General features: G+C 54.2%; 13 protein-coding genes. 6 read left to right on the forward strand and 7 right to left on the reverse strand.

Annotated elements, in window-relative coordinates; translation table 11 throughout:
- Positions 1-140: 140 nt before the first annotated feature.
- The 4 genes from frr to rpsB all read right to left on the reverse strand — a co-directional run bounded on the left by frr (position 141) and on the right by rpsB (position 3,382).
- The gene (frr, locus tag AC6HVW_RS05485) at positions 141-698 is read right to left on the reverse strand and encodes a ribosome recycling factor (RefSeq protein ID WP_024484316.1); all 558 of its coding nucleotides are present in this window, start codon (positions 696-698) and stop codon (positions 141-143) included.
- A gap of 126 nt (positions 699-824) precedes the next feature.
- Positions 825-1,550, reverse strand: a complete 726-nt coding sequence (gene pyrH, locus AC6HVW_RS05490) for a UMP kinase (RefSeq protein ID WP_021179910.1) — start codon at positions 1,548-1,550, stop codon at positions 825-827.
- 134 nt (positions 1,551-1,684) lie between these two features.
- Positions 1,685-2,539, reverse strand: coding sequence for a translation elongation factor Ts (gene tsf / locus AC6HVW_RS05495; RefSeq protein WP_021179909.1), 855 nt, complete (start codon positions 2,537-2,539; stop codon positions 1,685-1,687).
- A gap of 117 nt (positions 2,540-2,656) precedes the next feature.
- Positions 2,657-3,382, reverse strand: coding sequence for a 30S ribosomal protein S2 (gene rpsB, locus AC6HVW_RS05500; RefSeq protein ID WP_021179908.1), 726 nt, complete (start codon positions 3,380-3,382; stop codon positions 2,657-2,659).
- A gap of 360 nt (positions 3,383-3,742) precedes the next feature.
- Between rpsB and map the strand changes: the two genes are divergently transcribed.
- From map to AC6HVW_RS05520, 4 genes are all read left to right on the forward strand, one after another.
- Positions 3,743-4,537 carry a type I methionyl aminopeptidase gene (gene map, locus AC6HVW_RS05505; RefSeq protein ID WP_021179907.1) on the forward strand — a complete coding sequence of 265 codons (795 nt, stop codon included), beginning with the start codon at positions 3,743-3,745 and terminating at the stop codon, positions 4,535-4,537.
- Positions 4,538-4,597: 60 nt separating this feature from the next.
- Positions 4,598-7,261 carry a bifunctional uridylyltransferase/uridylyl-removing protein GlnD gene (gene glnD, locus AC6HVW_RS05510; RefSeq protein WP_497569296.1) on the forward strand — a complete coding sequence of 888 codons (2,664 nt, stop codon included), beginning with the start codon at positions 4,598-4,600 and terminating at the stop codon, positions 7,259-7,261.
- Positions 7,262-7,303: 42 nt separating this feature from the next.
- On the forward strand, positions 7,304-8,128 hold the full coding sequence (gene dapD / locus AC6HVW_RS05515) for a 2,3,4,5-tetrahydropyridine-2,6-dicarboxylate N-succinyltransferase (protein ID WP_021179905.1): 825 nt from the start codon (positions 7,304-7,306) through the stop codon (positions 8,126-8,128).
- Between the two features lie 186 nt (positions 8,129-8,314).
- A complete protein-coding gene (locus AC6HVW_RS05520; RefSeq protein ID WP_021179904.1) occupies positions 8,315-8,704 on the forward strand; it encodes a DUF3461 family protein in 390 nt (129 codons plus the stop codon).
- Positions 8,705-9,090: 386 nt separating this feature from the next.
- On the opposite strand, the gene AC6HVW_RS05525 is transcribed toward AC6HVW_RS05520, so the two are convergent.
- Positions 9,091-9,540: a flavodoxin gene (locus AC6HVW_RS05525; protein WP_021806110.1), complete on the reverse strand. Its 450-nt coding sequence runs from the start codon at positions 9,538-9,540 to the stop codon at positions 9,091-9,093.
- A gap of 33 nt (positions 9,541-9,573) precedes the next feature.
- The gene (truC, locus tag AC6HVW_RS05530) at positions 9,574-10,332 is read right to left on the reverse strand and encodes a tRNA pseudouridine(65) synthase TruC (protein WP_065684162.1); all 759 of its coding nucleotides are present in this window, start codon (positions 10,330-10,332) and stop codon (positions 9,574-9,576) included.
- 209 nt (positions 10,333-10,541) lie between these two features.
- Between truC and AC6HVW_RS05535 the strand changes: the two genes are divergently transcribed.
- On the forward strand, positions 10,542-11,621 hold the full coding sequence (locus tag AC6HVW_RS05535; RefSeq protein WP_390900614.1) for a linear amide C-N hydrolase: 1,080 nt from the start codon (positions 10,542-10,544) through the stop codon (positions 11,619-11,621).
- A 284-nt stretch (positions 11,622-11,905) separates the two neighbouring features.
- On the forward strand, positions 11,906-13,225 hold the full coding sequence (locus AC6HVW_RS05540) for an alpha/beta fold hydrolase (RefSeq protein ID WP_059201642.1): 1,320 nt from the start codon (positions 11,906-11,908) through the stop codon (positions 13,223-13,225).
- 174 nt (positions 13,226-13,399) lie between these two features.
- Here AC6HVW_RS05540 and pbpC read toward each other — a convergent pair whose 3' ends face one another.
- The gene (pbpC, locus tag AC6HVW_RS05545; RefSeq protein WP_071682802.1) at positions 13,400-15,763 is read right to left on the reverse strand and encodes a penicillin-binding protein 1C; all 2,364 of its coding nucleotides are present in this window, start codon (positions 15,761-15,763) and stop codon (positions 13,400-13,402) included.

Here is a 15,763-nt window from a genome sequence, read left to right on the forward strand (position 1 = left end):
CTGCGTGATGAGATCGGACGTACACCACAGTGTAACTTGCATCACGGCTGGTTTACGCTCTGTGCGTACGATAAAACGAGATCTGCACCACAAAAAATAAAGCGCCGCCAAGGCGACGCTTTATTTCAAGGCGATGGAGATTAGAAATCCATCAGTTCTTTTTCTTTATCGGCCAATGCCGCATCAAGCAGTTTGATGTAGGCATCGGTCATTTTCTGGATATCGTCTTGTGAACGGCGATCTTCATCTTCGCTGATTTCTTTGTCTTTCAGCAGTGCCTTCACTTTATCGTTGGCATCGCGGCGCACGTTACGCACAGCCACACGGCCCTGCTCGGCTTCACCACGTACGACCTTGATCAGATCCTTACGGCGCTCTTCCGTCAACGGAGGAAGCGGAACACGGATCACGGTGCCAGCCGAGCTTGGGTTCAGGCCCAGATCGGAAGACATAATGGCTTTTTCTACCGCCGAGCCCAAAGAACGGTCAAACAGGTTGATCGCCAGCGTACGGGAATCTTCTACCGTGACGTTGGCCAGTTGGCGCAGCGGCGTTGCTGCACCGTAGTATTCCACCATGATGCCGTCCAGGATGCTTGGAGAAGCACGGCCAGTACGGATCTTGCTGATTTGGTTTTTAAATGCTTCGACGCTTTTTTCCATGCGTGAATCAGCATCTTTTCTGATTTCATTAATCACGTTGCGAACCCTTGGAAGCTGGTTACTTGGCAGGCTGTACTGAAAAGTATAGCCCGTGAATTTTACTTATCAGAAGCACACAACGCCTGGCGTTACCCGCTCCTGCGAAATTTGGCCAAACAGCCGTTATTTGGTGATCAGAGTACCTTCGTTCTCACCCATCACCACGCGACGCAGTGCGCCCGGCTTGTTCATGTTGAATACGCGGATCGGCAAGCCATGATCGCGGGCCAGCGTAAACGCCGCCAGATCCATCACTTTTAACTCACGCTCCAACACGTCCTGGTAGGTGATCTGTTCGTACAGCGTTGCGTCCGGGTTTTTCACCGGGTCAGCGGAGTATACACCATCCACTTTAGTCGCTTTCAATACCACATCGGCTTCAATTTCGATGCCGCGCAGGCAGGCCGCAGAATCCGTGGTAAAGAACGGGTTACCCGTACCGGCGGAGAAAATCACCACGCGGTTGTTACGCAGCAGGCTGATCGCCTCTGCCCAGCTGTAGTTGTCACATACGCCATTCAACGGAATGGCAGACATCAGGCGGGCGTTCACATAGGCACGGTGCAGTGCATCACGCATAGCCAGGCCGTTCATCACGGTAGCCAGCATTCCCATGTGGTCGCCCACTACGCGGTTCATGCCGGCTTGTGCCAGACCTGCACCACGGAAAAGATTGCCACCGCCAATAACTACACCGACCTGGATGCCCAGCTCGACCAGCTCTTTTACTTCCTGAGCCATGCGATCCAAAACGCTAGCGTCGATCCCAAAGCCTTCTGCACCTTGCAGGGCTTCACCACTCAGTTTGAGCAGGATACGCTGATAAACGGGTTTTGCATTGGTTGCCATGGTGTTCTGTCCTAAGAAGCAGTAGTAATAGTATTGGGGTTTTCAACCGATTAGCCTGGGCACGAGGGGCCCATCATCGGCGTTTCTCTGGCTGGATAAAATGGAGCCGCCTCGCGGCGGCTCCATTAACAGCATTAAGACTGTTTGCTCATTGCTGCAACTTCAGCAGCAAAGTCAGCTTCAACTTTCTCGATGCCTTCACCCACTTCAAAGCGGATGAAATTGGTTACGTCAGTGTTGTGCTCTTTCAGCACCTGAGCAACGCTCTTGCTTGGTTCGATCACGAAAGGCTGACCGGTCAGAGAGACTTCGCCGGTGAATTTCTTCATGCGGCCTTCAACCATCTTCTCTGCGATTTCTTTCGGTTTGCCAGACTGCATGGCGATGTCCAACTGAACTTGGTACTCTTTCTCTACCACTTCAGCAGACACATCTTCAGGCTTGACGAATTCAGGCTTGCTAGCGGCAACGTGCATTGCCAGCTGCTTAACCAGCTCTTCATCCGCGCCTTTGGTAGCGGCAACCAGAACACCGATGCGAGCACCGTGCAGGTAGCTACCCAACACGTCGCCTTCCAGAGCAGCAATGCGGCGAATGTTGATGTTCTCACCGATTTTTGCCACCAGCGCAACGCGCTCTTCTTCGAACTGCGCTTTCAGCACGTCAACGTCAGTGATTTTGCCAGCAAAAGCCGCATCCAACACTTTGTCAGCGAAAGCCTGGAAACCGCCGTCTTTAGCAACGAAGTCGGTCTGGCAGTTAACTTCCACGATCATGCCGAAGTTGCCTTCGATCTTGGTTTTGATCACGCCGTCAGCAGCTACGTTGCCTGCTTTTTTCGCCGCTTTGATCGCGCCAGATTTACGCATGTTCTCGATTGCCAGCTCGATGTCGCCGTTAGATTCGATCAGCGCTTTTTTGCAATCCATCATACCTGCGCTGGTACGCTCACGCAGTTCTTTTACCAGGGCAGCGGTAATATCAGCCATTTCTTTTTCCTCGGTTATCTCGCTCGGAGATAGTTCTCATTCAGATAAGCAAAGGGGGCCCTTAAAGGCCCCCCTAACCAACATATTCAATACCTGGTTAATAAGGGCTTGACCTTATTATTCAGCTTCTACGAAGCTTTCTTCCGCCTGAACGGCCAGATCTTGAGAACGACCTTCACGGATGGCGGCAGAAACGGCGGTCAGGTACAATTTGATTGCACGGATTGCGTCGTCGTTACCAGGGATGATGAAGTCAACGCCGTCTGGATCGGAGTTGGTATCAACGATAGAGAATACCGGGATACCCAGGTTGTTGGCTTCTTTGATCGCGATGTGTTCGTGATCGGCATCGATAACAAACAGAGCGTCTGGCAGACCACCCATGTCCTTGATACCACCCAGGGAGTTTTCCAGCTTGGCCAGTTCACGAGTGCGCATCAGCGCTTCTTTCTTGGTCAGCTTGTCGAAGGTGCCGTCTTGGGACTGGATTTCCAGATCTTTCAAACGTTTGATTGACTGACGAACCGTTTTCCAGTTAGTCAGCATGCCGCCCAACCAGCGATGGTTCACGAAGAACTGATCGCAGCCGTTAGCATATTCTTTTACCGCTTCGCTTGCTGCGCGCTTGGTACCAACGAACAGGATCTTACCTTTACGGGAAGAGATCTTGGTCAGTTCAGCCAAAGCCAGGTTGGCCATTGGTACGGTTTTTTCCAGGTTGATGATGTGAACCTTGTTACGTGCGCCGAAGATGAAAGGCTTCATTTTCGGGTTCCAGTAACGGGTCTGGTGACCAAAGTGTACACCAGCCTGGAGCATGTCGCGCATGGAAACAGTTGCCATGATTAAAACCTCTATTAGAGTTGATTGGGGTTATGCCTCCACGTATCCCATAACGCCGACCCGGACAATGACGTGAGTCATCTCAAGGCACCCCGGCGGATGTGTCGATACGTGTGTGTTATTTACACAATGTGAGTGCAGTTAAAACTACCTCGGTCATTTCCTCACTGGCACTCAAGGCCGAATGCGGATCTGCCGGCGCGCTTTATACCATAAAGCCGCCCCAGACACCAACTTTTGTTGCAGTTGGCCTAGCCCTTCACAAATGAAATTTGGCAGCCTCAAGCCGGGCTGATACCATAACTCAATGCCTTATCTTTCTACCTTGTCGACCATAACGACACCTGCGGACTAACTTTCATGGCAATTTCAATTAAAACACCTGATGACATTCAAAAGATGCGCGTTGCGGGCCGCCTGGCCGCAGAAGTGCTGGAAATCATCGAGCCCCACGTTAAACCCGGCGTCACCACCGGCGAGCTGGACAGGATCTGCCACGAGCATATCACCAATGAACAGCAGGCGATCTCGGCCTGCCTGGGCTACCACGGCTTCCCAAAATCGGTCTGTATCTCGGTGAACGAAGTGGTGTGCCACGGCATCCCAAGTGACGACAAGGTGCTGAAAGACGGGGATATCGTCAATATCGATGTGACCGTAATCAAAGACGGCTTCCACGGCGACACCTCCAAGATGTTCATCGTCGGTAAACCCACCATTCTGGGCGAGCGCCTGTGCCGTATCACCCAGGAAAGCCTGTATCTGGCCTTGAAGATGGTCAAACCGGGTATCCGCCTGCGCACTCTGGGTAAAGCCATCCAGCAGTTTGTTGAAGCAGAGAAGTTCTCCGTCGTGCGCGAATATTGCGGCCACGGCATCGGCGAAGGTTTCCACGAAGAGCCGCAGGTACTGCATTACGATGCCGATGACGGCGGCGTGGTGCTACAGGCCGGTATGGCCTTCACCATTGAGCCTATGGTCAACGCCGGTGATTACCGCATCCGCACCATGAAAGACGGCTGGACGGTGAAAACCAAAGATCGCAGCTTGTCGGCACAGTATGAGCATACTATTGTGGTGACTGATAACGGCTGCGAGATAATGACGTTGCGCAAGGATGACACCATCCCCAACATCATTACGCACGAGATGTAAGAACCGCAGGGTTCTTGTGACAAGCCGGCCTATGCCGGCTTTTTTTATGGGCGGCGAAACATGTCTGAAAATTATCGTGAGCTAGAAACCCCGGCCGTACCCAAGAAGCCGGATGCTCCCAGCACCTATGCCGATGAAGATATCAATTGCCTGGCCCTCAAACAGCGGCTTGAGCAGTTTCAGCAGTGGCTGGCAGCGGCCTTCAATGCTGGTGCCAGTGCCGAAAGCCTGGTGGCGGCGCGCAGCAAGTTTATCGATCGGCTATTGCGGCGGCTGTGGCTGTTTTACGGCTTTGACACTATCCCTGAAACGGCGCTGCTGGCCGTCGGCGGCTATGGCCGTGGTGAACTGCACCCGCTGTCTGATATCGACGTGCTGGTACTCAGCCAGACTCGCCTGAACGATGAACAGGCCGCTCGCGTCGGTGAATTCATTACCCTGCTGTGGGATCTCAAACTGGAAGTCGGCCACAGCGTGCGCACGCTCGAAGAGTGCCTGCTGGAAGGCTTGGCGGACCTGACCGTTGCCACCAACCTGATCGAATCCCGCATGATCTGCGGCGACGTCGCCCTGTTCCTGCAATTGCAAAAGCACATTTTCAGCGACGGCTTCTGGCCTTCGCCCAAATTCTTTGACGCCAAGCTGATCGAACAGCAGCAACGCCACCAGCGCTATCACGGTACCAGCTACAACCTGGAGCCGGATATCAAGAGCAGCCCCGGTGGCCTGCGTGATATTCATACGCTGATGTGGGTGGCCCGCCGCCATTTCGGCGCCACCTCGCTCGATGAGATGGTCGGTTTTGGCTTCCTGACTCAGGCCGAGCGCAACGAATTGAACGAATGCCAAAGCTTCCTGTGGCGTATTCGTTTTGCCCTGCACCTGGCGCTGCCGCGTTATGACAACCGCCTGCTGTTCGATCGCCAGCTCAGCGTGGCCCAGCTGTTGCGCTACGAAGGGGAAGGCAATGAACCGGTAGAGCGCATGATGAAGGATTTCTATCGCATGACGCGCCGCGTCGGCGAGCTGAACCACATGCTGCTACAGCTGTTCGATGAAGCGATCCTGGCATTGGACGCCACGGAGAAACCCCGCCCGCTGAACGATGATTTTCAGCTGCGTGGCGATCTGATCGATTTGCGCGACGAAACGCTGTTTATCCGCCAGCCCGAAGCCATCATGCGCATGTTCTACCTGATGGTACGCAACCGCGAAATCAAAGGCATCTACTCCACCACCGTGCGCCAGTTGCGCCATGCGCGCCGCCACCTGAAACAGCCACTGTGCAACATTCCCGAGGCCAGAGAGCTGTTTATGGCCATTCTGCGACACCCAGGCGCGGTCTCACGGGCGTTGGTGCCAATGCATCGCCACAGCGTGCTGTGGGCCTATATGCCGCAATGGGGCAGCATCGTCGGCCAGATGCAGTTTGACCTGTTCCATGCCTATACCGTCGATGAACATACCGTGCGCGTGCTGCAAAAGCTGGAAAGCTTCTCCGATGAGGAAACTCGCCCACGCCATCCGCTGTGCGTGGAGCTTTATCCTCGCCTGCCTCACCCGGAATTGCTGTTGCTGGCAGCGCTGTTCCACGATATCGCCAAAGGGCGCGGGGGCGATCACTCCATTTTAGGCGCCCAAGACGCCCTGGAGTTTGCTGCATTGCATGGCTTGAACTCACGCGAAGCACAGCTGGTTGCCTGGCTGGTACGCTGCCACCTGCTGATGTCGGTTACCGCGCAACGGCGTGACATTCAGGACCCGACCGTGATCCAGCAGTTCAGTAGCGAAGTGCAAAGCGAAACCCGTCTACGCTACCTGGTTTGCCTGACGGTCGCCGATATCTGTGCCACCAACGAGACCTTGTGGAACAGTTGGAAACAGAGCCTGTTGCGCGAGCTGTATTTCGCCACCGAGAAGCAACTGCGTCGTGGTATGCAGAACAGCCCGGACCTACGCGAGCGGGTGCGCCACCATCGTTTACAGGCGCTGGCACTGTTGCGTATGGATAATATCGATGAAGAAGCGCTGCACCATATCTGGAGCCGCTGCCGCGCCGACTATTTCCTGCGTCACTCGCCGAATCAGCTCGCCTGGCACGCCCGCCACCTGCTGGCCCATGACTCAACCAAGCCATTGGTGCTGGTCAGCCACCAGGCCACGCGTGGCGGCACCGAGATCTTTATCTGGAGCCCGGATCGCCCTTATCTGTTCGCCGCCGTTGCCGGTGAGCTGGATCGGCGCAATCTCAGCGTGCATGACGCCCAGATCTTCACCAACCGCGACGGTATGGCCATGGACACCTTTATCGTGCTGGAGCCGGATGGCAGCCCGCTGGCCCAGGATCGTCATGCCGCGATCCGCCATGCGCTGGAGCAAGCTATCACCCAGCGAGATTATCAACCGCCGCGCGCTCGACGTCCGTCGTCCAAACTACGCCATTTCAGCGTACCGACAGAGGTCAGCTTCCTGCCAACTCATACCGATCGCCGCAGCTATCTGGAGCTAATTGCCCTCGATCAGCCCGGCCTGCTGGCACGCGTGGGTGAGGTTTTCGCCGATCTGGGCCTGTCGCTGCACGGCGCACGTATCTCCACTATCGGCGAACGGGTCGAGGATTTGTTTATTTTGGCCGATGCCGATCGCCGGGCGCTGGATCCGCAAACACGCAGAAAATTAGAACAACGGTTGACAGAGGCACTCAATCCAACCGATAAAATGTGATAAAAGTAACCTTTCGTAAATAAAATCAGGACAGAGAACAGCATGCAGCAATTACAGAACGTTATTGAAAGCGCCTTCGAACGCCGCGCGGATATTACCCCGGCCAACGTAGACACCGTAACGCGTGAAGCGGTAAACCAGGTGATCGCCCTGCTGGACAGCGGCGCCCTGCGCGTTGCCGAGAAGATCGAGGGGCAATGGGTTACCCATCAGTGGCTGAAAAAAGCCGTCCTGCTGTCTTTCCGTATCAACGACAACAAGGTAATGGACGGTGCAGAAACCCGCTATTACGACAAAGTGCCGATGAAGTTCGCTGACTACGATGAAGCTCGCTTCCAGAAGGAAGGCTTCCGCGTAGTGCCACCGGCTACCGTGCGTCAGGGGGCATTTATCGCTCGTAACACCGTGCTGATGCCTTCTTACGTCAACATCGGTGCCTACGTCGACGAAGGCACCATGGTAGATACCTGGGCCACCGTAGGCTCTTGTGCGCAGATCGGCAAAAACGTTCACCTGTCCGGCGGCGTCGGCATCGGTGGCGTGCTGGAGCCGTTGCAGGCCAACCCAACCATCATCGAAGACAACTGCTTTATCGGCGCGCGTTCAGAAGTGGTTGAAGGCGTGATCGTGGAAGAAGGTTCGGTGATCTCAATGGGCGTTTATCTGGGCCAAAGCACCCGCATCTACGATCGTGAAACCGGTGAAGTGCACTATGGCCGCGTACCTGCTGGCTCCGTGGTTGTATCCGGCAACCTGCCTTCCAAAGATGGTTCCTACAGCCTGTATTGCGCTGTGATCGTCAAGAAAGTGGACGCCAAGACCCGTGGCAAAGTCGGGATTAATGAGTTATTGCGCACTATCGACTAAGCTTGAACGGCGGGTGCAGCACCCGCCATTTTTTTGCCTTCAATACGCGGGCCGTCACAGTCTGTGACGGGCGTTTTCGCCATACTCTCTGGCAGTGGAATATTCCTGATGTGTTTCAGTTTGCAGCTCACAACACTGCATATTGGCTAATCAGGCAAATATAGTTGATTAAAAGGTGGCGCTATTATGTATGACAACCTGAAAAGCTTGGGTATCAATCAACCGGAAGATATCGATCGCTATAGCCTGCGTCAGGAGGCCAATAACGACATCCTCAAGATTTACTTCCGCAAAGATAAGGGCGAGTTCTTTGCCAAGAGCGTGAAGTTCAAGTATCCACGCCAGCGCAAAACCGTGGTAGCAGACAATGCCGGCCAGGGTTACAAAGAGATCCATGAGATCAACCCTAACCTGCGCTACGTGATCGATGAACTGGATCAACTCTGCCAGCGCGACCAGGTGGAAGTGGATCTGAAACGCAAGATCCTCGATGACCTGCAGCATCTGCAAAACGTGGTCACCAACAAGATTGCCGAGATCGAATCCGACCTGGAAAAGCTGACGCGCGGTAAATAACTGCCACCCTCGGTCTACTATTTGTCAGTTTAGGACGATTGGTCGCCCCTCACCCCTGCCCTCTCCCGCTGTAGAGTCCAGGGATCTCATAAACACAGAGATTGGGAGAGGGAGCGAGCCCGGAGTCGCAGGCAGGTACAGGTGGTAAGTTGTGGCACGTTCAGTCCCCTCGCCCTGTGGGAGAGGGTTAGGGGTGAATAGGGTAAATCGGTAATCGATAGAGTTATTACTGCTCCGGCAGGCAAAACCTAATTCTTTAACGCTTGATGGCTGCGGCCTTGAGTGCTTAAGGGATTAGGTTTTTTTTCTTTATATTCCCCACACTATCCCAGACCGATAGCAGGAATAAAGTCGTGCCTGGCCGCTCGCCACCAGGCATCGAGAGGCTATTTCAACAAGGCGCCCCACTGCTCTACCCACGGGCAGGAAACCACTTCCGGTTCAGGTTGCTCGATCGCATCGATCTCCAGCACTTCACCTACGCGCGTCGCCCCCTGCTCCTGCAGCAAAGCATCAAAGGTACGCCCGGCACCGCAGAAGTTGTCATAGCTGCTATCACCCAGAGCAATCAAGCCATAACGCAGCTCCGGCTGATAGCCCACCTGGTCGCGAATAGCCTGGAACAGGGGGGCAATACTGTCAGGCAAGTCCCCTTGCCCGGTGGTGGAAGTCACGACCAGCGCATAATGCTGACGATAAAACTGCCACTCTGCCAGCGTCCCTTCCTCAAACACTTTGACCTCATGGCCCTGTTGTTGCAGGATATTTTCTGCCTCTTCCGCCACTAACAAAGAGTTACCGTAGACCGTTCCGACGAAAATGCCGACCTGAGCCATCGTTGCTGCTCCCTTATGACCGTTAAAAAATGATTAGCTATCCTGACCGTTAGCCTGCGGAAACTCAAGTTCTGGCAGCACGTTATGCCAGCCAAATTGTGACATGACACCTTGCCAATCCGCTTCCCAGGGCGCGGAAATATGCAGCGGTTGGCCGCTCACCGGATGAGTAAGTTGAAGATGGCTGGCGTGAAGCATCAGGCGTGAACAACCAAAATGTTCGGCCATCCCACGGTTTTGCCGCAGATCGCCGTGAGCGGTATCACCAATAATCGGATGGCGCAGGTGCACCATATGACGACGCAGCTGATGCTTACGCCCGGTCTCTGGTTTCAGCTCAACCAGGCTGTAGCGCGAAGTGTCATAGCGGCCAATCGCCACCGGCATCTCCACCGTTGCCAAAGGCTGATAATGACTTACCGCCGGTTTTGGACCTTTATCCGGATTGGCATGTTTATCCGCCAACTTATCCAGCTCTTCCGTCAGCGCATAGTCAACGGTGCCGCCCTCTAAAACATAGCCCCGCACCACCGCGTGATAGGTTTTCTGTACCTGATGCAGTTCAAACTGTTGCGACAATAACCGAGCCACATCGCTGGACAACGCCATCAGCAATACGCCGGAAGTAGGACGATCCAGACGGTGTACGGTAAATACGTGCTGGCCAATCTGATCGCGCACGGTTTGCATGACAAACCTCGTCTCGTGACGATCCAGCCAGCTACGATGCACCAGCCAACCTGAGGGTTTGTTAACGGCGATCAGATGTTCGTCCTGGTACAACACCTTCATAGAGTGATTTTTTCCATAGATTAATCATGCATTTTATCTCCTTGCCCCTGCAAGCTGCACGGTTTGCAGGGGCAAGGAGATAGGTAATTGATTGATTCTATCGTCAAACATAAATAATAACGAAACGAAAATCCCGTTTGGCGCTCTCGTTTTTGCCCCACGGGTCAGTAGTGCCTACACTGTACAAAAAGTAGCAAGGAGAGATAACAGTGAATTGGAATATAACGCTTTTGATAACCCCCCTTTTACTGTCTATGTGCGGCATTCTGTTTTCACCACAGTTGGCAATGGCCTGTACTCGCGCGGTCTACCACGGCGAAGATAACCTGGTGATCACCGGCCGCACTATGGACTGGAAAGAACAGCTGCACTCTGACCTGTGGATTTTCCCACAAGGAATGGAGCGCAATGGTAATGCAGGCAGCAACTCGATCAAATGGACATCTAAATACGGCAGCGTCGTGACTTCCGCCTATGGTGTTGCAACCACCGATGGTATGAATGAAAAAGGTCTGGTAGCCAATATGCTGTGGTTGGTTGAATCTCAATACCCGGCATTCGATGGCCAGCAGCCAACCTTATCATTGGCAGCATGGGCACAGTATGCGTTGGATAACTTCGCCACGGTGCAAGAAGCGGTTAACTCACTGGAAAAGGCCCCTTTTATCGTTGTGACCGGCGGTGTGCCTGGCCAGGAACGTTTGGCCTCCCTTCATTTGTCGTTGTCCGATGCCAGTGGGGACAGTGCCATTTTCGAATACATTAACGGCAAATTAGTGATTCACCATAGCCGCGACTATCAGGTCCTGACCAATTCCCCTACCTTCGAGCAGCAGTTGGCCATCACCAAGTACTGGCAAGGGATTGGGGGTAACGTCATGCTGCCTGGCACAAACCGTGCTGCCGACCGTTTTGTACGCGCGCAGTTTTATATCAACGCTATCCCGAAATATCATCAGGCCAGGCTGGCAGCCTCTAGCGTGCTGAGCGTTATGCGCAATGTTTCTGTGCCCTTTGGCATCACGACCCCTGAAGAACCCAATATTTCTTCCACTCGTTGGCGCACCTTGGCCGATCAAAAGAACAAGCTGTATTACTTTGAATCGGCACTGGGCAGCAGTACTTTTTGGGTAGACCTGAAACGGGTCGACTTTGCTGCTGGCGCTCCGGTTAAAAAGCTGGCGCTGGGTAAAGATGAGATGGCAGATTTTACCGGTGAGGTTTCCGCTGAGTTTAAAACCAGCCCTCCCTTTGAGTTCCTTGCTGCCGACGTTATCGATAACGGCTGAGCCCGAGCGATGTTGACTGGTGGCCCCCGCCACCAGCCCTTACTTTGTATTCATCAGTCAAGAATACTTATTCAGTCACATTCTCACACAAATTGGCTGAAATTTAATCATTTGTGCATTTGCTAAGTTCCTTCCTCCTGTTACGCTGATGTTCACTCTTCAAACTCCGGACCATTGTTGCTTATCGATAAAATAGAGTAGATCTGAACGTTCCAGGTAAACACCGATATGGCATTAAAATAACCGGCAGAAAAAAGAGAACACCATAACAGGGAGAGAAAAACATGAGCGTTGCACGAGAATATTTGTTGCCAGCGATCTGGGTACGTGAACACCTGGTCCAGGTCCCGCTGAATTGGTTCAATAACAAGGATACCCGCACCATTGAGATCTTTGCCCGTGAGTTGGTTGACCCGTTACGCCGTGATGAACAACTCCCCTGTCTGCTGTTTTTACAAGGTGGTCCCGGAGGGAAAAGCCCACGCCCTACGGCACGCAGCAGTTGGATTGCCGAAGCCCTCAAAAGTTATCGGGTGATCCTGCTCGATCAGCGTGGCACCGGGCGCAGCAGCCGCATTGAAGGTAAGAGTCTTGCCGGGCTAACCGCCCACCAGGCGGCAGATTACCTGGCCTGCTTCCGCGCCGACTCGATAGTGAGCGATGCCGAATATCTGCGTAAAAACTGCTTTGGCGATCGCCCGTGGAGCACGCTGGGGCAAAGCTATGGCGGCTTTATCACGCTGACCTATCTTTCTCAGGCTCCGGAAGGCCTACACTGCTGCTTTATGACCGGAGGCCTGGCAAGCCTGCAGCCCGATGCCGATGAAGTCTACGCTCATACCTATCCGCAGGTGATCGCCAAAAATCGCATCTTCTATCAGCGTTACCCACATCTGGAGCCGCTTATCGGTCAGATTGCCGACAAGCTGGAGCAGGAAGAGGTGTTGTTGCCTGATGGCGACCGGCTGACCGTACGCCGCCTGCAAAGCCTGGGGATCGATCTTGGCATGAGTGAAGGCTACGAGCGGCTACTTTGGCTGTTTGACGAAGCCTTCAACCCGGACGGTGAATTCAGCGACACCTTTTTGTCACAGGTGATGGCGTTGACCAGCTACGCGGAGAATCCGCTGTTTGCCGCGCTGCATGAAAGTATCTACGCACAGGATAAGGCCACCAACTGGGCCGCCCAGCGGCAACGGGGCAACTTCAATGCTTTCGCCGAAGATCGGCGCCCGCTTTACCTGACCGGGGAAATGATCTATCCCTGGATGTTCACCGAGATCGCCGCTCTGCGCCCCTTCAATGAACCTGCTAAGCTGCTGGCCGATCGCCGCGTGTGGTCACCGCTGTATAACAGCGATCGCCTGCTCGACAATCAGGTACCGGTATTCGCCGCCATTTATTTCAGCGATATGTATGTCGATTTGCAGCTCTCGCTGGCGACGGCGCAACAGGTGGGTAATTTGACACCGTGGATCACCAACGAGTATGAGCATAACGGCTTACGCGTTGGTAATGTTTTTGGTCATTTGCAGACGATGGCGCAGAAAGCGGGCATTTACGCCCCCTCATCCCAACCCTCTTTCGCAAGGATTGCGAGCTGATGGCCCTGCTCTTTTGGCAGTAAAGAGAAAATCTCAAGCAAACTCTAAAGCTGTTTTGGAAGTAGAAGCAAACTCAATAACCTTCTTTATCCAAGGTAAGTCACTACCATTTCAAACACGCTCGATCTGTCCCCTCTCCCTGTGGGAGAGGGTTAGGGTGAGGGGAGAGGCATCTTAGTTCACCAGCTCAATGGTGATCAGGCGGCTATCGGCCCGGCCATGATCGTCCACCGCCCGGATGCGATACTGGCCATTGTTGACCGGCCGCCAATCGATGGCGGTTTTACTGCCGCTGCTGCCTAGATAAATATCATCGACAAACCAATACACCGTTTTACTGTCCGCGTCCGTCACCGCATTGAAGGAGATTTTGTCACGCCCCTGCTGCGACTGCCGCAAGGTATAGGTGGTATTTTTCAGCGGCGAGGTAATGCGCGGCGGGCTGCCACCGATCGCCACCGCATTATCCTTGCAATGGTTTACCGGCGGAGCTCGCTTGGGTAATCCAGCCTGCGCAAACACGTTAGCCAGATCGGAAGGCCAGAACTCAAACACTTCGGTGCGGGTTTGTGTTTCATCATACGGCGGGCAGGCCACCTCACCGCTGTGAATATCCAACACCACCGGGCGATAGACGGTATCGACCTTGATCGGCGACTTGCCGGGGATAAACCAGGCTTTGCCTTTCTGCTGGCACCACTGCGTCGGCAGGTTGCCGCTAGCCAAGCAAATATCCACCCGCTTCAACTGTTTCGGGAAGGGGTGTTTCGGCTCCTGCAAGGCCGGATAGCTGGCGTTAATGCTGTCGATAATATTGAAAAATAGCGGGGCTGCCGCATCGGCCCCCACAAACACGTTGTTGCCTCTGCTGTCGAAATTCCCTTCCCATACCACCAGCACGTAAGGCCCGAAGATCCCGACGCTCCAGGCATCGCGGAAGCCCCAGGAGGTCCCTGTTTTCCAATAGACCGGCAGGGATGACGAGCGTTGTGCCAAAGTATCACCAGGCCGGCGGTGCTGGCGCAGCATATCCAGCGTAGTAAAGCTGGCTTCTTCGCTGAGCAAACGGATTGGTGGCGGATAGGCATCACTCTTTTGCATCCGTAATGGGCGCAATGCGCCCCGGTTAGCCAACAGTGCATACAGCTTCGCCAGTTCCTGAGCAGTGATTTCACCGCCCCCCAACACCAGCGACAATCCATAATGGTTTTCACTGGCCAAGTTGGCGATGCCGGACAGGCTTAAAAACTGGTAAAACGTCGGTTGCCGTAGTTGTGAAGCTACGTACACCGCAGGAATATTACGGCTGAAATTCAACGCATCCGTCGCCGTTACCGGCCCCAGGAAACGTCGGTCAAAGTTTTCTGGCGCATAGGCGCCAAAGGATGAAGGCACGTCCTTCAGGATGGTCATCGGATGCAGTACGCCCTGCTCCATCCCCAAAGCATAAATAAAGGGCTTGAGGGTCGAACCAGGGGATCGCTTGGCATTGGTCCCGTTCACCTGCCCCTGGATCTCGCGGTTGTAATAATCGGCAGAGCCTACCAGCGCCCTTATCCCCATATCACGGCTATCCACCAACAGCACCGAGGCATTATGGATCCCCCGGCTCTGGTTACGGACGATAAACGCGTTCACCTGCCTTTCGATCAGCCGCTGGAGCCCGGCATCCAACGTGGTATCCACACGGGTATCCAACTGCACTAACTGCTGGGTCTGTTGACGCAACTGTTCGATAAAGTGTGGAGCAATGTACGGCATCTGTTCTGGTTGGCGCAGTGCCAAAGGGAGTTGAAACAAGGCACGCTGACTACTGTCGGTGCTATACACGCCCTGCCAGCGTTGAAACAGGCGGTTACGGGCCTGCGTCAGGGCTTGCCCCAACACGCCGGTTTTAGGATCGATACGATAGCTGGGTGACTGTGGTAACACCGAGAGCGTCAGCGCCTCCGGCAAGGTCAGATCCTGCGGTGCCTTGGCAAAATAGATCAGGCTGGCCGCACCGATGCTTTCAATATTGCGGCCATAGGGGGCGTAATTGAGATAGGCTTCCAGAATATCGTGCTTGGAGTAGCGGAGTTCCAACTGCACGGCCCGCAGAACCTGCATCAGTTTACCACCAGGTGTACGGGTATTCAGATGCCAATGCATGCGCGCCAGCTGCATGGTGATGGTCGAACCGCCCTGCATTTTGCCGCCGGCTACGTAGCTGCGCCAAAAGCCACGCAGCAGACTGACGGGGTTAAATCCGGGGTTGTAATAGAACCAGCGATCTTCATGCAGCAAAATACCCTGCACCGCCAACGGCGAGATCTTTTCCAACGGCGTCCACAGGCGATAACGGTCGTCATTGGCCAACGTGAGGCGCATCAGCGTCCCGTGGCGATCGTAGTAAACCGTAGAGAAGGGCACGCCCTGCGAAAGAGGAGGATGCGGCCACAGCCGGGCACCTACCAGGCCCAGCGCCAGCAGAAATACCGCCATCAGGATATTTTGCAGCCAGCGTTTTGCCACAGCAGATACAGGAAGGATTTTCAT

The sequence above is a fragment of the Serratia sp. NCCP-200 genome (genome assembly GCF_059697885.1).